The sequence below is a fragment of the Pelagimonas varians genome, from assembly GCF_003208435.1.
Taxonomy (GTDB): domain Bacteria; phylum Pseudomonadota; class Alphaproteobacteria; order Rhodobacterales; family Rhodobacteraceae; genus Pelagimonas; species Pelagimonas varians.
Window position 1 is genome coordinate 51,934 of the sequence record NZ_QKMF01000015.1, and the last position, 21,751, is coordinate 73,684.

Sequence of the window (21,751 nt, forward strand, 5' to 3'; positions counted from 1 at the left end):
TCAGTTCTCCATGTCGAGGGCGAGCGCAAAGGCCACCCGTTCGGTTTCGGTCAGGTCCAATGCCAGCGCCTGTTGGTAGAGGTCTTCGAATTCCGGCATTGCGTGCAACTCAACCGCCTTGGCGTGATGCCAGTCCACCCCCTTTTGGTGCCACACCAACAAAACGGGGTCGGTCATCAGCCGGTTGTATTCTGCCTGCATCCTTGAAAGGTTCCGCTGGATTGTCACATCGCGATTCATGGACCAATCCATGCGAATCCAGTAATTCAACCCGATGGACCGGTCGACATGCAGCGCCCGGCCGCGTTGACGTTTGATCAGATAGCTTTCGGCGCTGCGCAGGGCGTAGTGGTTCAATTGGATCAGATCATAACCAATGGTCTTTTTTGAGTTGCGCCAGCCGTTTTTCAGCGCGTCACGCGTCATATCGGTGCCGGACCCATTGACCCATTTCACCTTGTGTTCTGCCCCTTTTTTCAGCTTGTTCGGACGGTGGCAGGAGATTTTTCCATAGGCTCCGATGTTCTTGAACATAGTCTTAAAGCCCCAAGCTGTATGCGGTTTGGGGCAGTACTTTGGTGCGCAGGCATCGAATTGTTCGATGACAAAGGCGTCGGCCAGATTGGTTACGCCATTGTAGCCAAACAACCGCCAAGTCATGGCTATGTTAGTGGCGTCGGGCACACTGTCAAAGACATCTGCCAAGGTGCCGTTGCCGCAGCGCACATTCACAAACTCATCAACGTCAATATGGGCGATCCAATCCGCGTTTTTGATCACAGGTTCGCTTAGAGCGTTATCAAGTGCATGTTGTTGCGGCGAATTTCCGGACCACGAGTCATTGTTGCGATGCTGCAAGATCCCCATATCCTGAAGCCGGTTCAGGATTTCTGTTGTCCCGTCGCTACAATCATTGGTGTAGATCAAGAAGCTGTCGAAGCCTATGGAACGATGATAGGCGACCCATTCGATGATGTAGGGGGCTTCATTTTTCATGCAGCCCACAATGACGTTTCCGCTGGACCCTTTTGGCAAAATCCGCGTTTTGATTGCCGAATAAGCGGGGGCAGAGGCCTCTTCGTCAATAACCCCGAGGCGGTTGTGCGGCGCGAAAACCGAGGTTTGAAGCTTGGCAAAGTTTTGCTTGGCCAAGGGGGGCAATACCCTGCGCGCAACTGGGCTGAGCTGCGCGTCTATGTTCGCATCTGCACCGTTCTCAGGGGCTGGCGCTGCGCCAAGGGACGCCAAATCGGCAGATTTATTGGCCAACTCTTCTTTGGTGGCTTCGTTGATGCGCCACCGAAAGGCCATCAAGTATTGCGTTGGGCGAAAGCCGCGCGTTGGGTCCGCCTCTTGCCAATTATGCGTTGGTTGGTCCGGGGCCATCAGGTGTGGGTCCAACCCGTCATGCGTTTGGCAAAGTAGTGCAATATCCTCAGCAAAATACCCGGATACAGCCTGCAAGCTGCCGGGCTGGATGGGGGCACCGTGGGTTTTGATCTCTCCCAAAAACTTGCGCCACAGCTGCCGGGGCAAGATGACCTTTTTTTGGGCCAGCAGCCGCAAGACGGCATCATTGAACATCCGTGATCTGGTCAGCCAAGACGCTGACGGCGCGGTTGGCATGTCCTCTGGGTCTGATTTGCCAAATGATCGAGGAATTCCAAAAGCGGCTTGTAGTTCTTTGGGGGCATGTTGTGAATAGAACTGTTCTGGTCGGATGTTGCGAAAGGTAACTGATCCAAGGCCAAACACATTTTCCCAAAAGGTCTGCAGGCGTTGAAAATCAAGCCAGTAGCACGCGCCTTGGATTTCGCTGAACTGCCCAGCTTGCGGGTCAGGGGCTGGGCGGGTGGCCAATGCGGCGTCCCAGAACGATGGCGCGGTCAAACAGCCTAGCTCCAGATCCAGTGAACGGGCGCGACCGTCAATCAACTGGCCTGCATAACGTTGAACCAGCATGCGGGCAGGATCATCCAGATGGGCGACCACACGAATATCATCGGACAAGGGTAATAGCATTGCGCGCAGCCGCTTCAATTCGGAGGCGGTGCACAAAGACGAGCCCAATTGATGGGCTGACAAAATCAGGACATCGGGGGTATGCCGATCCACTTCGGCCTGTAATTGACGGGCGACATCGTCGCGCAGAACCTGTTGTTTGTCGGCTGCGATATACCCGCGGTTATAGCGCAGGCTGTCGACGTTTTCCGGATCGCTAACGGCCAAATACAACCTTGTGTGATTGCGTGCACCGAGGCTGCGGGCATAAAGCACACCTTGGCCAATGAGCTGGTCCCGTTTGGCATCCAGCACCCTTTGCAACCGGTCACTGCTGCCGGAATCGGGCCCGATGTGGACATAGATCCGCATCAAATCATCCCCTTCGAACCACTGGGATCGCGGATCTTTTTGTTTACGTTCAGCTTGCCCCACCAGGGTAACTTTAGCCCGACATGGGCGGACAAGCGGGCCCGCGCATTTGAGGCCCCCATAGGCAATTCCAAAAATCGCGGATCATCGCCAAAGACATCGCGCAGCATATCATAATGCCCTTCGATCCATCGGATGCGTTCGGCGTCGCTTTCTCCGTAGCCCAAGGGAAGGCCGGGAATGGTGCCGCCGGGCAAGCGGTCTGTGCCAAGACTGTTCCAGCGTCGCATACTGTCAGATACTTCTTCAGCAGGGCGCCAAGTGGCAACAAACAACAGGTCAGGCCGCGTCATCCGCATAGCCTTAAGCATCACATAATCGCATTGCGGCCAAAGCGATGTTTCACCGTTCAGTGCACTTATTTCTGAAAGCGCATCATAGACGTCGAGATATTTGAAAGGGTTCCCTTCAAAATAGCCATTGTAGAGCTGACGCCCGACAAAGGTGCCGCCCAATTGTGGGTCTCGCGTGTGAACGCGCCGCACCTTGTGGTCAGCCACCCGCCAACCGGCTTTGTCCAATGCATAGGCCAAAGACGTTGTACCGGTTTTGGGCAGCCCCAAATTGATGCATTTGACCCCTGTCATGAGGCCAAACCAAGTTCCCGCATCAGTTCGTATTCGCCGGGGGGATAGGGGGGCAAATCGCGAAGATGTGTGTATAATCCGGCATAAGCTGGATCGGCCATCAACTGATCGCGCTTTTGGCGGTGTAACCGGACGCATTCACTGTGCAACGGACCAATCACCGGATTGGCGTGCAAGGCTGACATTGCGGCCTCTAGCCTAGGGGCATAGCGCAAAATCGATCGGTCTTGGAAAGACCGGTCATTGCGTTCACGCCAATAAGTGTCATCGAAATTGCGGTTTTCGCGGTTCACATCGCCCCGATCATTTTTGACCAAATAGCTGTCGAGCGACCGCAAAGCGTAGTGGTTCAAAGTCGCCAACCCGCGCGCTCCAGCCGCGGGGAACTTGCGAATGCGGCGGCTGTTTGCTGCAACATAAAACTTGTGCGGCACATTGCGGCCCGATCCATCGGTCCAGCTGGGGCGTCGACCTTTGGGAAGTCTGGCTTTGAAAAACGGTCGATGCGCGCCAAAATAGTGCAGCGGAAAATCGCCCCGAACCAATGACTTCACCTCAATCGCGGTTTCTGCGCACCACAAATCAGGATTGTGCGAGGCGGTGAACTGTTCGATCACAGGGCGGTCTTCGAAATCTGTAACCCCGCAGTTGGCAAAGAATTGAAACGTCACCGAAATTGCTTGCGGATTCCCACAGGCCTCAATCAGTGCGGGAATGCTGTGATCACCCGTATGTATGTTCAAGAATTCATCGACATCTGCAATCCAAACCCAATCGGCTTGCATCACGACGTCTTGCTTGGCGGCATCCTTTAGGGCTTCCATTTGATAATTGCGGCCTTTGGCGGGGTTTGGCAGATGAGTGACAGCGCCGTTTTCGGCCAATGCGTCCAGTAAAACATCCGTGCCATCGGTGCAATCGTTTGAATAGAATAGAAAATCTGTCACACCCAACAGGCGGTTAAACGCGATCCATTCCAGCAAAAATGGACCTTCATTTTTAACACAGGTGACAGCGGTTATGCGCACGGCAGACTCCTTGGGGGCGGATATGCGCACACACTAGCGCCACCTTGCAAACCGAAGGTTACGACGGCATCACAAAAACCGGCGGGGTACATGTTGTTTGATCCCAGGCGTTGCGCCGTGCATGTGCTATGGGGCATGTCTGCTCATCCGCCAATCACCCGGTTTTCCCCGGTTGTTCGTTGACAGAATCATCGCATTCCGCGCGGCACCCGTCAATGCAAAGCATAAGGTCGGGCCGTCTTGTGCGACTTTGGCGCTATTGACCCTTCCTTGCTGGCGGGGCAATCGAGAGGGGCCGAGGGAGATTATATATGACTATTCCAGCATCTATCGATGACGTGCAAACACAACTGGCCAGCACAGGCTATGTCTGCGGACGGGCCTTGGCCACAGTGGTGTTCCTATCGCTGCGTCTGGGCCGCCCCTTGTTTCTAGAGGGCGAAGCAGGCGTCGGTAAAACCGAAATCGCCAAAGCTCTGGCTTTGATGCTGAACCGCAAACTCATCCGGCTGCAATGCTACGAAGGGCTGGATGCCTCCTCTGCGGTGTATGAATGGAACTTTCCAGCGCAGATGATCGCCATCCGCACCGCCGAAGCGCAGGGCGGAGCAGACCGCGGCACTTTGCAAACTGAACTGTTTTCCAAAGATTTTCTAATCGAACGGCCTCTGCTTGAGGCCATGCGCCCGGATGAAAATGGCGCTCCGATCTTGTTGATCGACGAATTGGATCGCACGGATGAACCCTTCGAAGCTTTCCTTCTCGAAGCCCTTTCTGATTTTCAGGTTACAATCCCCGAGATCGGCACAATCAAGGCACCCGAGCCCCCCATCGTTATCTTGACGTCAAACCGCACCCGCGAAGTGCATGACGCCCTTAAACGTCGTTGTTTGTACCATTGGGTCGATTACCCTGACTTCGCCCGCGAAGTCGAAATCCTGACCTCCCGCGCCCCCGAAGTTGCCGATACCTTGTCACGCCAGATTGTCAGCTTTGTGCAGACCCTGCGGACCGAAGATCTCTTCAAAAAACCGGGGGTCGCAGAAACCATCGATTGGGCAAAGTGCCTTCTCGCTCTGGACGTGGTCGACCTGTCACCGGAAATGATCTCGGACACACTCGGCGCGATTTTGAAATACCAGGACGACATTGCCAAAATCCACGGCTCCGAAGCCAAACGCATACTGGATGAAGCCAGCGCTGCTCTGGAACCGGCCTGATGTTTCTTCTGTCTGAAAATATCCCGGGGGTGTGGGGGCAGCGCCCCCACGTAGGCTGATGGCTGAACACATCCCTCTCGAAATTCCGGATGAGCCGCGCCTTGCGCAAAACATCATCCATTTTGCCCGCGCGCTGCGCAGAGCTGGCTTGCCGATTGGGCCGGGCCGGGTGATCGACGCGATCCGTGCCGTCGAAGCCGCGGGTTTCAGCGACCGCATGGATTTCTTTTGGACGTTGCACGCCTGTTTTGTAAATCGTCCCGAACACCGTTTGATCTATGCACAGGTCTTTCGGCTGTATTGGCGTGATCCGCGCTATCTTGAACATATGATGGCTTTGATGCTGCCGGCCGTCCGCGGCGTTCAAGAGGACAAGCAAGCCCAATCAGGTGAAAAACGCGCTGCTCAGGCCTTGCTTGGCGACGAGATGCCCGATGTCCCCGAGGGCGAACAAGAAGAGGACGGCACCCAGATCGAAGTCGACGCGTCGATGACGATCAGCAGCGATGAAATGCTGAAGTCTTTGGATTTCGAGCAGATGTCGACAGAGGAGATCGCCCAGGCCAAACGGATGTTGTCCCGACTGTCCTTGCCGGTAAAACCCTTTGCATCGCGGCGGTCTATGGCGTCGGCGCGCGGGTTGCGGACGGATTATCGCAAAACCATGCGCAATGCTCTGCGGCAGGGCGGAGAATTTCGCGCCATTGCCCATGCCAAACCGCGTTTGCGCTGGCCCAATCTGGTGGTGCTTTGCGATATTTCCGGCTCGATGAGCCAATATAGCCGCATGGTGCTGCATTTTCTTCATGCTGTTGCCAATGAAAAGGGCGCTGGCTGGTCCAAGGTCCACGCGTTTACTTTTGGAACCCAGTTGACCAACATCACCCGCCATTTGGCCACCCGCGATGTGGATGCGGCGCTGAAATCAGCCGGAGCCGAGGCTCAGGACTGGGAAGGCGGCACCCGTATTGGCGATTGCCTGCACGCTTTCAATCGGGACTGGTCGCGCCGCGTGATGGGACAGGGCGCAGTTGTTTTGCTGATCACCGACGGGTTGGATCGCGGTGTACCTGAAGATCTGGCCAAGGAAATGCACCGCATTCAACTGTCATCACGGCGGTTGATCTGGTTGAATCCATTGCTCAGGTGGGATGAATTCGCCCCCAAGGCCACTGGCATCCGCACCATGCTTCCCTTTGTTGACAGTTTTCGCGCGGGGCATTCGATCCAGTCTCTCGAGGATCTGGCCAGTGCGATTTCAAAGCCGGATGATGCAGGGGAAAAAGCCCGTTTGATGGCCATGCTCTAGCAAGAAGACACTCCAATTTTTGAAACACCTATTGAAATTGGAATGTATTTGATTTGAATCATTCTGATACTGGAATGTGTTCTTATGATCCTTCTCTATGAAATCCATTGGAGAGATCAAAATGGCACTTGATTGGAAAATCGGAGGCGTGCTTTTGGGGCTCGTCTTCTTTGCGGCGGTCTTGCTGGTCAAGCCGATCGGCGTATCAACGCAGTTTGTAATTCTGGACGGGATTGTGGCTGATGTTGCTTCACCGGACTTTATCACCCAAACCGAAGATGGTTTTACGTCTACCAATGCCTATATGGCCAAGTCGGACGGAAAATATGCCAAAAGCGCTGCCAATCCGTTGAACTATAGCTTTGTTTTTGTGCTGGCCATGATGATTGGTGCAGCGGCATCTTCCTACTTGCGCGGCGGGTTTGCAGCGGCGTCGCGTCTGCCAGATGTATGGGTTGCCAACTACGGAAATACACCACTCAAACGCTATATGGTTGCCTTTGTGGGCGGGTTTATTGCGCTCTATGGTGCGCGTTTGGCAGGGGGGTGCACCTCCGGTCACATGATGTCTGGTATGATGCAGACATCGATTTCGGGGTATTTGTTCACTGCAGCGACCTTTGCTGCCGCCGTTCCAACCGCAATGATTATGTATAAAAGGGGCTAAACCATGCAAATTTTACTAGCACTTTTGATCGGTGCGGGCTTTGGCGCGATGCTTGACCGAATTGGCGCTACCAATCCAAGTGTGCTGACGGGCATGTTGACACTGCGCCGTTTGAACCTTGCGAAAACCATTATGATGGCCATCGGAACCGGATCCATTTTGATGTTTGGCGGCCAGATGCTTGGCTTGGTCGATGTGGCCCATATGAGCGTCAAATCCGCTTATGTCGGGGTGTTGATTGGCGGTTTGATGTTGGGGGTCGGCTGGGCCATATCTGGCTTTTGTCCCGGTACAGGCGTTTGCGCGGCTGCGACAGGCCGCAAGGATGCGGTGTTCTTTATTTCTGGCGGATTGCTTGGCGCAGCTGCTTACATGGTGACTTATCCGGCATGGAAAGCATCCGGTCTGTTGGAGGATATCCTTGGCGGTAAGGTCACCTTGGGCGATGTTCCGGGTTCAAAATTTGACGGCCTTTTTGCGGTGCCAGGCGACATCTTGGGCATTTTGATCGGGGTGATCTTTATCCTTGTCGCCTATGTCTTGCCACACAGCTTGTCCGGTTTGGACAAGGGCGCAGAGGTACCTGCGGAATAAATATTGACAGACAAAACTCAAAAGGGGCGGCTGATGTTCAGCCGCCCCTTTTTGTCATTCTGGGTCTGGATCGGTCAGCTTGTTCAGACCATCATTTCCTTGGTCGCAGACAAGGTCACATCGGGGTAATCCCGTTCGATACGGTCAATGTCCCATTGCAGCCGTGTCAGGTAGACGACATCACCATCGTTGTCATAGCTGATGTGCTGTTTGTTGGCGTTGACGAATTTGTCGACCGCCGCATCGTCACCATGAACCCAGCGGGCAGAGGTGAACTGAGATGCGTCAAACCGCACCGGCAGACCATATTCCAGCTCGATCCGGCTGCCGAGCACTTCGAATTGCAAGGCACCAACAACGCCAACAATAAAACCGGACCCGATCATCGGTTTAAAGACTTTGGCGGCCCCTTCCTCGGCGAACTGCATCAGCGCTTTTTCCAGATGTTTGGATTTCAGCGGATCTCCGGCCCGCACCCCTTGCAGCAATTCTGGCGCAAAGCTCGGGATACCGGTGACTTTGATGGCTTCGCCTTCGGTCAATGTATCGCCGATGCGCAACTGTCCGTGGTTGGGAATACCGATGATGTCACCGGCCCATGCCTCTTCGGCCAATTCACGGTCGGCGGCCAGAAACAGCACGGGATTCGAAATCGCCATCGGCTTTTTCGTGCGCACATGGGTCAGCTTCATTCCGCGCTTGAAATGGCCAGAGGCTAGCCGGACAAACGCCACGCGGTCCCGATGTTTCGGGTCCATATTGGCCTGGACCTTAAATACAAATCCTGCAACCTTCTTTTCCTCGGGCGCGACAGACCGCGGCGAGGCGGTTTGGATCTGTGGTTCCGGCCCGTAGGTGCTGATGCCGTCCATCAGTTCTTTGACGCCAAAACTGTTGATCGCGGACCCGAACCAGATCGGGGTCATATGCCCTTCCAGCACTGACTGCGGGTCGAGTTTCGGCAGCAGTTCCTTGGCCATCTCGACCTCTTCGCGCAGTTGGGTTAGCAGCGCTTCGGGGATGTGTTTTTCCAGCTCGGGATCATCAAGGCCGTTGATCTGGATTGTTTCGGCCACAACGTTCCGGTCGGCGCGGTCCATCAGTTCCAGCCGGTCGTTGAGCATATCATAACAGCCAAGAAAATCGCGGCCCATGCCGATAGGCCAGCTGGCTGGTGTGACGTCGATTGCAAGGTTTTCCTGAATTTCGTCAATAATATCGAATGTATCCCGCGCTTCACGGTCCATTTTGTTACAAAACGTCAGAATGGGCAGGTCGCGCAACCGACACACTTCGAACAGTTTTTGGGTCTGGCTTTCGACGCCTTTTGCGCCATCAATCACCATCACAGCCGCATCCACCGCCGTTAAGGTGCGGTAGGTGTCTTCGGAGAAATCCGAGTGGCCGGGCGTATCGACGAGATTAAAGCGGTATTTGCCAAAATCAAAAGACATCGCGGAGGCGGAAACCGAAATCCCGCGGTCCTTTTCCATCTGCATAAAGTCAGAGCGTGTGCGCCGTGCTTCGCCTTTTGCACGCACCTGTCCCGCCATCTGAATAGCACCACCATAGAGCAGAAATTTTTCTGTCAGCGTGGTTTTCCCGGCATCCGGATGCGAGATGATCGCAAAGGTGCGGCGGCGGGCAATCTCGGGCGGGAGCGCGGGGCGGTTTGAGGCGGTGTCTTGCATGAACCGGCATATAACGATGCGGCGGGCGGCCTGCAATGGATGCCTGCGCTCCGGCCATAAAAGACGTCTCTATTCGTTCCCCTAGGGTCTGGTCGGCAAGCCTATAGGTTTAGCTGGTGGATGATTTGCGCAAGAGGTCAGCCAGATTGGGCTGTGACAGCAGGGATTTTTGTACTTCAAGCGCACCAAAACCAGACCGCTTGTGCCCCGGAATCAAGTCGCCAAGCGCACTGTCCAGCTCTTTTGGAAGGGCGGCGCTGGTGCGCGTATCAACCAGCATGCTTTCCGCAGCGATTCCTTCGGCATAGATGATTTGGTGACTGTCAAAGAGCATTTGATAATAGTCGATGAAGCCGCCAGTTACTGGCACCACGGTTGTGTCATTCACCAGATGCCGGGCGCGGACCAAAATCTCGGACCGGCCAACGCCAATTTCATCGCTGCGTTGATAGATGAAAAGCCTGTGGTCAGGGCTGACCAGCAAGTCACGAGAATTGTTCAAGGTGCCTTCGCGGATCAAGACGGGTGCAAAATCCCCGACAGCACGGGCGGTGTGATGGCCCAGCCAGCGAATGTCTTGTGGTCCGTCGTCGCGTGTCAGAACCCGATCTCCGACCCTGAGATCTTCGACGGGGCGCTGTGCGCCGTTGGCCATTGTGATCATTGTGCCGCCGGTAAAAGAGGCGCAGGCGGCCTGTGCAAAGCGGGGCAATGCGTTGTCCTTATCGACCCCAACCAATGCGTATTCGGAATCTGCCGTCATGGTGCCAAGCGGCAGTGCGTAGACTTGGGCGACGCTGCCTGTTTCATCGGTTTCCACCAGAACGATGCATTCCATTGTTTCGCCGCTGGTGGACATAAAGGTCAGGCAGCAATCAAGATACAGGTCAAAACCGGGGGTGCCCATTTCGGTGTCTTCGGCAATGGAAAACGGCGGAGTTGCGTTGGTGGCAACGCCCAGACTTACGGTCGCGGCAACTGGCGAAAGCCGGTACACATCGTCAGGCATCAGTTCATCGCAAAAGCCGAGAGGGTCCCCGAGGTTGGCCCCGTTGATCACGCGGATCATTTCGGCACGATACACATGTAATGTCTGGGCAGACCGGTTGTTTTGGCTATTCCTCATGACACCTCGTGACAGCGGGCCGGAGTACACATCCGCCAGAGTAAAACCTTTGGGCGAATCCCGGACAATTTTTTGGCTTCCGCTTTCGTATGCTACATGATTGTGGCATCAAATTGCCAGTGGTCCGGCCATTTGTCGGCGGACAGATACAACAAACGGCACGAGCGGCCGATGACAGGAGAGATCATGGATCTGGGGATTGCAGGGAAACGGGCGCTGGTATGCGCGTCTTCAAAGGGTTTGGGTCGGGGCTGCGCAGAAGCTTTGGCAGAGGCCGGGGTGAATTTGGTGATGAACGCCCGCGGCAGTGACGCGCTGGAAAGCACGGCGCAAGAGATTCGTGACACCTATGGGGTCGAAGTGACAACTGTCGCTGCGGATATCGTATCCGAAGAGGGCCGCGCCAAAGTTTTGGAAGCAGCAGGCGATGTTGATATTTTGGTGACCAATGCAGGCGGCCCGCCTCCGGGTGTCTGGTCTGACTGGGGCCGTGACGATTTCATTTCAGCCATAGATGCCAATATGTTGACGCCTATTGCATTGATGACAGCCTTGATGCCGAAAATGGCGGAAAAGGGCTGGGGGCGGGTGGTCAACATCACTTCGCAATCCGTTAAGGCTCCGATTCCGCAGCTTGGTCTTTCCAATGCCGCACGGACAGGTTTGACCGGTTATGTGGCCGGCACCGCACGCCAAGTTGCGGGGCAAGGTGTTGTTGTGAACAACATGTTGCCGGGCATTCATGCGACGGACCGCGCGATTTCCTTGGACACCGGTATTGCGAATGCCAAAGGCGTTACGCTGGAAGAGGCGTCGGCGCAGCGCGCGGCAACAATTCCTGCGGGGCGCTACGGCACACGGCAGGAATTTGGCCAGATGTGTGCGTTCCTGTGTTCGCAACATGCGGGATTCATTGTCGGGCAAAATGTATTGCTTGATGGCGGGGCAACCAACGCAACGCTTTAAGCAGGAGTGTCAAAAATCGTTCAAGATTTTTGGTGCGACCGGAAACTAAGGTAAAGGTGTTTTATGGCACGGGGTCCAGACGGGCAGGGCGGCGGCGCAGGGTTTTCCTTGGCTGACCAGTTGTTCAACGCAGACAGCGTTGGCGATTTAGCGCGCGAATACAGTGTATTGCCCGGATTTGACCCCGACGCATTTCAGCAAGAGGTTCTGGCAGGTTTCCCAAATTTGGGCCTGTTGGAACGGCTTGACTGGATTGCGACCTGTGTTGAAAAACGCCTGCCTGCAGGTTTTCCAGCCATGGCCGATGCATTGAGCGCGGCCATGGCTCCTGAATTGGACGCCGATAAAACTGACGATGATTTTGGCCGGTTCATCCATGCGGTTCCGGGCATTTTGGCGGTGCGTCACGGATTGGAAACCCACCGCGATTTGTCTTTGGATCTGATTCACGCAGCCACCAAACGGTTCTCGATGGAGTTTTATATCCGGCCCTTCATCAACCGCTGGCCCGATGAGACATTGGCGCGGCTTGATACATGGTGCGAAGACGAAAATTACCATGTGCGGCGGCTGGTGTCCGAAGGCACGCGTCCGCGTTTGCCTTGGGCGCGCAACATCGATATCGCGCCCTTGGTGCCGCTGCGCTATCTGGATCGGCTCTATGCCGACCCGACCCGCTATGTGACGCGGTCTTTGGCCAATCACATGAATGACCTTAGCAAAGTTGTTCCAGATGACGTGGTCCCGCGACTTGGCGCTTGGGCGGATAGCGGCGCGCAAGACCCCAAGGAAATGGCATGGATCACCCGGCATTCTCTGCGCACTGCTGTTAAACGCGGCGAACGCGGGGCTTTGGACTTGCTTGGGTATCATGCGGGCGACGTGACGGGGCAGCTGCGCATCCTGACGCCGCAGGTCACGGTTGGGGCTGCGCTGGAGTTTGAGATCGAGCTTTGCGCACCAAGTGATTTGCCGGTGATGGTTGACTATCGGTTGCGGTTCAAGCGGCCCAAAGGCAGCGCTGAAAAAGTGTTCAAGTTGAAGACTGCCAAACTGGCCAAGGGGGACATGTTGGCCTTGTCGAAAACCCACAAGCTAAAGGGCAATGCCAGCACCTTTACGCTGCATCCGGGAACGCATGGCGTCACCGTGCAAGTCAACGGCCAAGACGTGGCCAACGGCGAGTTTGAACTGGTGGCCGCTGATCCCTCGACCTGATCCGTTTTAGGTGAGCTTGGCCCACCGCTTTTCAAGCGTTTCGATGGCGGCAATACGTTCACCGCTTTTTGGGTGCGACAGCATCCAGGCGGGGGCTGTGCCGCCCCGTGATTGCGTCAGCGCGTCCAGTTTATGAAACAGGGCCTTTTGCGGGCCTGTGCCTATTCCCGCTTTGACCAACAAGGCAGAGGCATATTCATCCGCTTCATATTCATCGCTGCGTGATAGTTTGGCCGACAGCAAGGACATTGCGCTATGGGCAATCCATGTCCCGATGCCCGGTAAAAAGCGGTTCAACACCATAGCCAGAGCGGTTCTCATGGCATTTTGACCGGAAAAGTCGACCATACGCCGTTTTGAATGCCCGAGTGCGACATGGCCCAGTTCATGGGCAATTACCGATGACATTTCCTCAGCGGTTACATCGCCCGCCCTGTACCGGTTAAAGAACCCTCGGGTGATGAAAATCCGGCCATCCGCAGCGGCCAGACCGTTCACAGGCTCGATTTCGTAGATGAACACCTTGATCCGCGGCAGGTCGAGCGCGGCGGCCATTTGATCCGTCAGCTGTTTTAAACGTGGATCAGCCAGTTCGGTCGATTTTTCATCCAGTTCACGCGCCGTGCGCCATGTGGACATGCGAAAGGTGACATAGCCATAAATCAGGGCGAGCAGGATGGGGGCGAATTTCAACATAGGGTGAATATGGGGCTGAGAGGCGCGAAGGGCAATGCTTGGCAGCCGTCCTTTTGGTGTCACCCTCCAAGCAAAAAGCCCCCGTCAAACGACGAGGGCCCAGATTTTTTTCTGTGCGGAGCAGTTGTTAGGCGAAGAAGCCTGCAAAAGCGCTGCGACTGATGTCCGACAATTCTGCCAGTGGCGCTTCGGAGGCACCGAATTTTACGGTATCGCCAGTGAATTTGCCAACCGACGTGATTGGAACGCCAGCTTGGCCTGCGGCCAGCATCAAGGCTTCGGCCTGATCAAAGTTACAGGCGACCAGATAGCGAGCTTGGTCTTCGCCGAACAATTGTGCAGTGTCATCGGTGTCCAGCTGAACACCAACGCCAGAGGCATCTGCCATTTCAAACGCGGCCAAAGCCAGACCGCCATCGGACAGATCCGAGCAGCATTTGATCAAGGCGCGCTGCGCGCGGATGAAATCGCCGTTGCGGCGTTCAGCGGTTAGATCAACAGCAGGTGCATCGCCGTCTTCGCTGTTGAACACTTCGGCCAAAAGGGCAGACTGGCCAAGGTGGCCAATTGTGTCCCCGATGAGCAAAGCCACGTGGCCGTCGCGGGCCAGATCAAGGATTGGTTCTTCGCCAGCGGCGATCAGGCCGACCGCACCGATGGTCGGGGTCGGCAAAATGCCTTGGCCGTCGGTTTCATTATACAGCGATACGTTGCCCGAAACGATAGGCATATCAAGCGCAATACACGCCTGACCGATCCCGTCCAAGGCACCCACAAACTGGCCCATGATTTCGGGTTTTTCGGGATTGCCAAAGTTCAGGTTGTCAGTTGTGGCAAGCGGCTTGGCCCCAGTGGCGCACAGGTTGCGAAAGGCTTCGGCAACGGCCTGTTTGCCGCCCTCAACCGGGTTCGCCTTAACGTAGCGCGGAGTCACATCACTGGTGAAGGCCAGCATTTTGTCGGTGCCATGCACCCGGATCACACCCGCGCCATAGCCGGGCACCCGAACAGTGTCGGCCATCACCTGACTGTCGTATTGCTGGTAGACCCATTCGCGGCTGGAATAGTTGGTCGACCCGATCAGGGCCTTTAGCGCGTCGATGCCATCAATCTGCGGCACATCCTCAAGCGGGGCAGCAGCAGGCGTGGCAACCCACGGGCGGTCATATTCCGGCGCGGTCGAGCTGAGCTTGGACAAAACCATGTCGGCTTTGACTTCGCCGTTGTGGACGATCAAGAAGCGGTCTTCGGCCAGAGTTTCGCCAACAACGGCAAAATCGAGATCCCATTTCACAAACACGGCGCGGGCTTCAGCCTCTTTTGCGGGATCCAGAACCATCAGCATACGTTCTTGCGACTCTGACAGCATCATTTCGTAGGCGGTCATGTTCTGTTCACGCTGTGGCACGTTTTCCAGATCAAGACGCACGCCCAATTTGCCTTTGTCGCCCATTTCAACGGCGGAACAGGTCAGACCCGCAGCGCCCATATCCTGAATCGAGATCACAGCGCCGGTTTGCATCAGCTCAAGCGTGGCTTCCATCAGGCGTTTTTCGGTGAAAGGATCGCCAACCTGAACAGTGGGGCGCTTTTCTTCGATGGTGTCGTCGAATTCGGCTGAGGCCATCGTCGCGCCGCCAACTCCGTCGCGACCTGTTTTGGCCCCGAGGTAGACAACAGGGCGGCCAACGCCACTGGCTGCGGAATAGAAAATCTTGTCTGCGTCGGCCAGACCGGCGGCAAAAGCGTTTACAAGGCAGTTGCCGTTATAGGCCGGATGAAAGCGGACTTCGCCGCCAACAGTGGGAACGCCGAACGCGTTGCCATAGCCGCCAACACCCTCAACGACACCGTGCACCAGCTGGCGCGTCTTCGGGTGATCCTTTTCACCAAAGCTGAGCGCGTTCATCGCCGCAATCGGGCGGGCCCCCATGGTAAAGACGTCACGCAAGATGCCGCCAACGCCGGTGGCCGCGCCTTGGTAGGGTTCGATATAAGACGGGTGGTTGTGGCTTTCCATTTTGAACACCACGGCCTGACCGTCGCCGATATCAACCACACCGGCATTTTCGCCGGGGCCGCAAATGACCTGCGGGCCATCAACGGGCAACTTTTTCAGATGCAGTTTCGAGGATTTATAAGAACAGTGTTCGTTCCACATCGCCGAGAAAATCCCCAGCTCTGTGAACGAGGGTTCGCGGCCCATGATCTCAAGAATGCGGTCATATTCTTCGGCGTTGATCCCGTGGGATTGGATCAGCTCAGTGGTGATGGCCGGTTCTTGCATGGAAGCCCCCTATATATTCGCATCTGCTGGTGTCGCGCGCTCTTTACGACAAGCGACTGCAAAGGGGAAGGGGGATTGCTGGGCTTAGGGCTGCGCGGCTTGGCGCTGCTCTTGTGTCAGAACGGTTGGGGTCACGATGGGGGCACCGGTTTCATCAAAAAACGGCGACGTTTTGCCCTTGCCGGTGATGGCAGCCTTGGCGGCGCGAAAGAAGATGCCATAGACCGTGGCCGTCATGCCTGTCTGTTTGGTAGGCACGGTGGCGGACCCGGTGTTTACGCGGGCAGTGACGCGGCCAAAATGGTCATGCCCGGCAGGCAGAACAGCCCCGACAAAGGGAAAGCGGGCCTTTGGAACAGTATTGGCAATGGGCGTGTCACAGCATTTGGAATACCATCGAAACAAGCCGTTTGGTCCAAGCCGTTTTAGGCCCAAATGCTGCAGCCCTTTGTCAAAATGAAAATTGCCGGGAACAGTTTGAAACAACTGGGTGCCGCCATTGGTCAGATAGGTGTCCGCTTTGCCCAAGTGCCTTGGAAAGGTTTGGCAATCAGCACAATAGCACATCATATGCTTGCCTTCTGCACCTTCTGCGATGTGCCATTCCATTTTGCCGCAACTGCACGATAGGGAACATTGCTTGGTCATCGGAACTCCTTTGAAGGTGACACAGGTTTACTGAGGACCAGGCGGCCGCGTCAGAACAAAAAGTGCAGCGCCGCCAAGGCAGACTGCTTGGATAATCAGTACATGAGCCGGCAAGCCCAAGACAAGGCTCAGCCCGAAGGTTGCAGCCATCATCACGGCTGCCATGCGTTTGTGGCGCGGCGCAATTGCTCCGTGTTCTTCCCACGTCAATATGGGTTTGCCGAACCTCGGATGGTTTTCGAGCCAATGACGCAGGCGCGGCGATCCCTTGCCAAAGCAATATGCGGCCAGCAAAATAAAGGGGGTGGTCGGTAAAACAGGCAGCAAAATACCAATCACACCCAACACGAGGCTAACGGACCCCAACACCACCCATATCGGGCGTGTGATGTAATGATGTGTCTTGGAAGTCACCTGAATTCCTGTTCGCAAAGGCGATTGCTAATCTAAGAGGCAAGATGGCAGCGCTGGCTTGAAAAGCAAGACTGTAGGTCAAGGTTGGTCAATCAAAAGGTCTTGACCATGGCCCCAAAAAGAAAAAAGGCCGAGCATTAAGCTCGGCCGAAGTCCAACAGGGAGGTGATGATGCTGCTTGGATAAGCGTGCAATCATCATGTGCTGAATATGGCATCAGTTTAGAGTCGATCAAGATTTAATATGTCGCACATGCAGCATTACCGCTATGCGTTGTGTGCATACCACAGTGTTGCATTGTCGCAATGGTTGAGTCGGGGGTGTCTAGGTATCGTCAAGGGCGCGTAATGAGCGTCTGTGCTCCAAAATTTCCTCTTGAATAAAGTCGCGGAAGGCCGAGACCCGTTTGGATTGACGCAACTCTTCAGGATATGCAAGAAAAACAGGCACTTCGACTGACTCTACATCAGGCAGCACCCGAATGATGTCCGGATTTCCATCGATGATATAGTTTGGCAGCACTCCGATCCCGAGATTCGACGCAACTGCTTGTAGAACACCGAAATAATTGTTCACGGTAAGCGTTTTATGTGTGTGATCCAATAATTCTTCGTTCAGCTTCATACCGGCGCGTACCTGCGCGGATTGCGGGTTCTGACAAATCAGCCGGTGATCCTTCATGTCCTCGATAGATTCCGGCATGCCATTCGCCTCAATGTACTCCGGCGACGCATACAGGCGCATTTGAATGGCCATCAATCGTTTGCGAATCAAGTCTGCCTGACTTGGCTCTTTCATACGAATGGCGACATCCGCCTCTCGCATCGGTAGGTCGAGCACCCGTTCTTCAAGCATCAGATCAATCTTGAGGTCCGGATATTTCTCATACAGTTTGGCCAGACGCGGGGCGAGCCACATGGCCCCAAAGCCATTTGTAGTGGTCACCCGCAATTCACCGAAAACTTCTTCTTCGCTGTCGTGGATACGCGCCGTTGCGGCTTCTATCCGTTTTTTCATCGAAGTGGTCGTCTCAAAAAGCAATTCGCCTTGTTCGGTCAGAATCAGCCCCCGCGCGTGGCGATGAAACAAGGTGGTATTAAGCGAATCCTCAAGAGCACGAATTTGCCGAGACACCGCTGATTGCGACAAATGCAGGTAGTCACCGGCATGGGTCAGACTCCCCGCGTCGGCAACCGCATGAAATATTCGGAGCTTGTCCCAGTCCATATTAGCAACTTCCGCCTTTGTTAGCGCTCTCTTTACGACATAAACCCTTACTTGAAACGGACCATAACGTAACGGGTGAAAAAGACAAAAAATTCCCTATACAGGTCAGCAATTGTGACCTAATATTGCGCTATATTAGAATTGTATTCGGCGAGGGGAGGCGTGCGATGACCACTCAAAAGGTATCACTGAACGACCGTTTTGATCTGACCAAGGATCAAGTATTGCTCAATGGCACGCAGGCGCTTGTGCGCTTGATGCTCACCCAAGCCGCCCGCGACAAGGCGGCCGGTTTGGATACGGCGGGTTATGTGACCGGCTACCGCGGATCCCCCCTTGGGGCGGTTGATCTGCAAATGAGCAAGGCAGAAAAATTCCTGACCGAAGCTCAGGTGACATTCCAAGAAGGTCTGAACGAAGATCTTGCGGCCACCGCACTGTGGGGCGCACAGCAAGCCGAGCTTCGCGGCGAAGGCAAATACGACGGTGTGTTTGGGCTGTGGTACGGCAAGGGCCCCGGTGTTGACCGGTCCGGAGATGTGATGCGCCATGCCAATATGGCGGGCACCTCGCAGTATGGCGGCGTGTTGATGGCTATGGGCGACGATCACACCGGCGAAAGTTCAACCGTATTACACCAATCCGAATGGGCATTGGTCGATGCCTATATGCCGGTGGTGTCCCCTGCTGGCGTTCAGGAAATCATCGACTACGGTTTGTACGGCCTTGCTCTGTCGCGGTTCGCGGGCGTTTGGGTCGGGTTGAAAACCATGAAGGACACGGTCGAGGCGACAGCCGTTGTCGATGGACGTCCTGACCGCATGCAACTTGTTTTGCCAGAGTTCGAGATGCCCGAAGGCGGGTTGAATATTCGTCTGGGCGACACCCCGCATGCCCAAGAAACCCGAATGATTGACTACAAGCGTTTTGCGGCAGAGGCGTTCAGCCATGCCAACAAAATGGACAAGCGCATGTGGGGCAAACCGGGGGCCAAAATCGGCTTTGTGTCCGCAGGCAAAAACTGGCTGGATTTGCAGCACGCGCTGTCCTTGCTGGGGATTGATGAGGCTGAGGCAGAACGTCTGGGAATCACCACCTATAAAGTTGGTCAGACCTTTCCTTTGGATATGAAGGGCTTCACCACCTGGGCCGACGGTCTTGATTTGATTGTTGTTGTCGAAGAAAAGCGCAAATTGATCGAGGTTCAGATCAAAGAAGCGATCTTTGACACCCGCAAGGGGCGCCGTGTGTATGGCTGGTACAAGGGCGGCACCGGAGATGTCGGCCGCGAAGAATTGTTCCCGACCCGCGGGGCGCTCGATCCGATCTGGATTGCGCAAAAACTGGGCGGTATTCTGATCGAGGAAGGGCGGGGCACCGACGGTATTCAAGCCGGGCTTGCGCAGTTGGCAGAGACAACCCGCGCCGACAATGCCGAAGAAATTGCCACCCGCACACCATGGTTCTGTTCGGGCTGTCCGCACAACAGTTCTACCAAAGTACCCGATGGCAGCCGCGCCTATGCCGGTATTGGTTGTCATTATATGGTGCAATGGATGGACCGCGAAACCTCTGGTTTTACCCACATGGGGGCCGAAGGCGCGAATTGGATCGGCGAGGCTCCTTTTTCCAAAACCGAACATGTGTTCCAGAACCTTGGCGATGGCACCTATAACCATTCGGGCATTCAAGCGATCCGTGCGGCGATGTCCGCGAACACGACAATCACCTACAAAATACTGTTCAACGATGCCGTGGCCATGACTGGCGGGCAGGCAAACGAAGGCGGCCTCACTCCGCAGCGCATTGCCGCCGAAGTTTTGGCTATGGGGGTGCAGCACCTAACCGTTGTCTATGATGAAAAAGAAGACGTCGACCAAAGCCTGTTCCCCAAAGGGCTGACATTCCAAGAACGGGTGAACATGCCGGTGGTGCAGGCCGAAATGGCCAAGACCAAAGGCGTGTCGGTGATTTTGTACATTCAGACCTGCGCTGCCGAAAAGCGCCGTCGCCGCAAACGCGGGACATTCCCCGATCCGGACAAACGGGTGTTTATCAACACCGATGTGTGCGAAGGCTGCGGCGATTGCGGCGTGCAATCAAACTGTGTGTCGATTGTCCCAGCAGAAACGGAACTGGGCCGCAAACGCGCGATTGACCAGTCCTCGTGCAACAAGGATTTTTCCTGCGTCAACGGTTTTTGCCCATCCTTTGTGACCGTGCAAGGCGGCACTGTGAAAAAGGCAGCGACCCGCGAATTGGACCTGCCGGATTTGGCTGAACCGGAATTGCCAGTGATCAATGGCACCCACAACGTTGTCATCACCGGCGTCGGCGGTACTGGTGTTGTCACCATTGGCGCGGTTTTGGCACAGGCAGCTCAGATCGACGGCAAAGGCGCGGCAATGATGGAAATGGCTGGTCTCGCCCAAAAGGGCGGCGCGGTGCATATTCATTTGCGTCTGGCCGAAAAGCCCGAAGACATCAGCGCTGTGCGCGTCGCAACGGGCGAAGCCGATGCGTTGATTGGCGGCGATCTGGTGGTTTCTGCAGGTGCGAAAACCCTTGGGCTGACCAGCGTTGGCCGCACGGGCGCGGTGGTCAACAGCCATGAAATCGTGACCGGGGCCTTTACCCAGGATCCAAATTTTGCTCTGCCGACCGACCGCTTGCAATTGGCGCTTGAGGCGCGGATGCAAGACAAGGTTGCGATGTTCGATGCCTCGGATCTGGCCAAGGCAACCTTGGGCGACAGCATCTTTTCCAACATGATGATCCTTGGCGCGGCTTGGCAACGCAGCCTGGTTCCGCTGAGCCATGAAGCGATCACCACCGCGATTGATCTAAACGGTGCAGCCGTTGCAAAAAACCTGCGCGCCTTTGAAATCGGGCGTTGGGCGGTGCAATTCCCCGAAGATGCCGCCAGTTTTGCCGCACCAAAAGTTGTGGCACTGCCAAAGACACTGGATGAAAAAATCGCATTTCGCCGCGCTCATCTGGTCGCATACCAAGGCAAAGGTCTGGCCAAGCGGTTTGACAAGCTTTTGGCGCAAATCACCGATCCAGCGCTCAAGGAATCCGTGGCCAAAGGGTATCACAAGCTGCTGACCTATAAAGATGAATATGAGGTCGCACGCCTGCATCTGGAGACCCAAGCCAAGGCGGAGAAGGTTTTTGAGGGGGATCTGAAAATGACCTTTCACCTGGCCCCGCCGATGCTCACAAAAACAGGCCCCAATGGCCGACCAATGAAAAAAGAATACGGTATGGGGATGCTTCGTGGCTTTCGCTATCTGGCAAAACTAAAGGGGCTGCGCGGCACGCCGTTTGATCCCTTTGGCCGAACCGAAGAGCGCAAGATGGAGCGTGCTTTGATCAAGCAATACCAGCGCGATATGGCCGAATGGTTGCCCAAGGCGGATGGTGTGAATGCGGATGCATTGAGAGCACTGGCCGAACTGCCATTAGACATTCGCGGATTTGGTCCGGTCAAGCAGGCCAACGAAGCCAAGGCCGCCAAACGCCGTGAGGAAATATTGGTGGCGCTGCGCCAAGGTATCTCGGAGATGTCCAAAGCAGCAGAGTGATCCGTCATAAAAGGGTTACCGGTTTGTAGCAAAAATTAGGCCCCTGCGGTGTT

The 21,751-nt window shown here is 55.4% G+C and carries 17 protein-coding genes; 7 read left to right on the top strand and 10 right to left on the bottom strand.

Going from position 1 to position 21,751, the window contains the following annotated elements:
* Genes C8N36_RS17665 through C8N36_RS17675 form a run of 3 tightly spaced genes read right to left on the bottom strand, consistent with a single transcriptional unit; the run spans position 1 to position 4,048 of the window.
* Entirely contained in the window at positions 1 to 2,373 is a 2,373-nt protein-coding gene (locus tag C8N36_RS17665; protein WP_097806155.1) for a glycosyltransferase family 2 protein, read from the bottom strand.
* Entirely contained in the window at positions 2,373 to 3,020 is a 648-nt protein-coding gene (locus C8N36_RS17670) for a sulfotransferase family protein (RefSeq protein ID WP_097806154.1), read from the bottom strand. Before C8N36_RS17670 ends, C8N36_RS17665 begins: the two co-directional genes overlap by 1 nt.
* Positions 3,017 to 4,048, bottom strand: a complete 1,032-nt coding sequence (locus C8N36_RS17675; RefSeq protein WP_097806206.1) for a glycosyltransferase family 2 protein — start codon at positions 4,046 to 4,048, stop codon at positions 3,017 to 3,019. Before C8N36_RS17675 ends, C8N36_RS17670 begins: the two co-directional genes overlap by 4 nt.
* A gap of 311 nt (positions 4,049 to 4,359) precedes the next feature.
* Between C8N36_RS17675 and C8N36_RS17680 the strand changes: the two genes are divergently transcribed.
* The 4 genes from C8N36_RS17680 to C8N36_RS17695 all read left to right on the top strand — a co-directional run bounded on the left by C8N36_RS17680 (position 4,360) and on the right by C8N36_RS17695 (position 7,838).
* Complete coding sequence (locus C8N36_RS17680) at positions 4,360 to 5,268, top strand: AAA family ATPase (RefSeq protein ID WP_097806153.1); 909 nt, start codon at positions 4,360 to 4,362, stop codon at positions 5,266 to 5,268.
* A gap of 58 nt (positions 5,269 to 5,326) precedes the next feature.
* Complete coding sequence (locus C8N36_RS17685) at positions 5,327 to 6,577, top strand: vWA domain-containing protein (protein WP_097806152.1); 1,251 nt, start codon at positions 5,327 to 5,329, stop codon at positions 6,575 to 6,577.
* A gap of 97 nt (positions 6,578 to 6,674) precedes the next feature.
* Positions 6,675 to 7,244: a YeeE/YedE thiosulfate transporter family protein gene (locus C8N36_RS17690; RefSeq protein WP_255253622.1), complete on the top strand. Its 570-nt coding sequence runs from the start codon at positions 6,675 to 6,677 to the stop codon at positions 7,242 to 7,244.
* Between the two features lie 3 nt (positions 7,245 to 7,247).
* A complete protein-coding gene (locus C8N36_RS17695; RefSeq protein WP_097806151.1) occupies positions 7,248 to 7,838 on the top strand; it encodes a DUF6691 family protein in 591 nt (196 codons plus the stop codon).
* A gap of 83 nt (positions 7,839 to 7,921) precedes the next feature.
* Here the strand turns inward: C8N36_RS17695 and C8N36_RS17700 are convergent, their stop codons facing one another.
* Both C8N36_RS17700 and C8N36_RS17705 read right to left on the bottom strand, forming a co-directional pair.
* Entirely contained in the window at positions 7,922 to 9,529 is a 1,608-nt protein-coding gene (locus tag C8N36_RS17700) for a peptide chain release factor 3 (protein ID WP_097806150.1), read from the bottom strand.
* Between the two features lie 109 nt (positions 9,530 to 9,638).
* Positions 9,639 to 10,655: a Hint domain-containing protein gene (locus C8N36_RS17705; protein ID WP_097806149.1), complete on the bottom strand. Its 1,017-nt coding sequence runs from the start codon at positions 10,653 to 10,655 to the stop codon at positions 9,639 to 9,641.
* 186 nt (positions 10,656 to 10,841) lie between these two features.
* On the opposite strand from C8N36_RS17705, the gene C8N36_RS17710 reads away from it, so the two are divergent.
* Positions 10,842 to 11,621, top strand: a complete 780-nt coding sequence (locus tag C8N36_RS17710) for an SDR family oxidoreductase (RefSeq protein ID WP_097806204.1) — start codon at positions 10,842 to 10,844, stop codon at positions 11,619 to 11,621.
* A 63-nt stretch (positions 11,622 to 11,684) separates the two neighbouring features.
* A complete protein-coding gene (locus tag C8N36_RS17715) occupies positions 11,685 to 12,839 on the top strand; it encodes a hypothetical protein (RefSeq protein ID WP_097806148.1) in 1,155 nt (384 codons plus the stop codon).
* Between the two features lie 6 nt (positions 12,840 to 12,845).
* On the opposite strand, the gene C8N36_RS17720 is transcribed toward C8N36_RS17715, so the two are convergent.
* The 5 genes from C8N36_RS17720 to C8N36_RS17740 all read right to left on the bottom strand — a co-directional run bounded on the left by C8N36_RS17720 (position 12,846) and on the right by C8N36_RS17740 (position 18,111).
* Positions 12,846 to 13,535, bottom strand: coding sequence for a M48 family metallopeptidase (locus C8N36_RS17720; RefSeq protein ID WP_097806147.1), 690 nt, complete (start codon positions 13,533 to 13,535; stop codon positions 12,846 to 12,848).
* A 127-nt stretch (positions 13,536 to 13,662) separates the two neighbouring features.
* Positions 13,663 to 15,822 carry a phosphoribosylformylglycinamidine synthase subunit PurL gene (gene purL / locus C8N36_RS17725; protein ID WP_097806146.1) on the bottom strand — a complete coding sequence of 720 codons (2,160 nt, stop codon included), beginning with the start codon at positions 15,820 to 15,822 and terminating at the stop codon, positions 13,663 to 13,665.
* A gap of 84 nt (positions 15,823 to 15,906) precedes the next feature.
* Positions 15,907 to 16,470 (bottom strand): DUF6151 family protein, encoded by a 564-nt coding sequence (locus C8N36_RS17730; RefSeq protein WP_141468180.1) that lies wholly within the window; start codon positions 16,468 to 16,470, stop codon positions 15,907 to 15,909.
* A gap of 27 nt (positions 16,471 to 16,497) precedes the next feature.
* Complete coding sequence (locus C8N36_RS17735; protein ID WP_245910942.1) at positions 16,498 to 16,884, bottom strand: YbaN family protein; 387 nt, start codon at positions 16,882 to 16,884, stop codon at positions 16,498 to 16,500.
* Between the two features lie 324 nt (positions 16,885 to 17,208).
* Complete coding sequence (locus tag C8N36_RS17740) at positions 17,209 to 18,111, bottom strand: LysR family transcriptional regulator (RefSeq protein ID WP_097806144.1); 903 nt, start codon at positions 18,109 to 18,111, stop codon at positions 17,209 to 17,211.
* Positions 18,112 to 18,278: 167 nt separating this feature from the next.
* On the opposite strand from C8N36_RS17740, the gene C8N36_RS17745 reads away from it, so the two are divergent.
* Positions 18,279 to 21,698, top strand: coding sequence for an indolepyruvate ferredoxin oxidoreductase family protein (locus C8N36_RS17745; protein ID WP_097806143.1), 3,420 nt, complete (start codon positions 18,279 to 18,281; stop codon positions 21,696 to 21,698).
* Positions 21,699 to 21,751 lie beyond the last annotated feature (53 nt).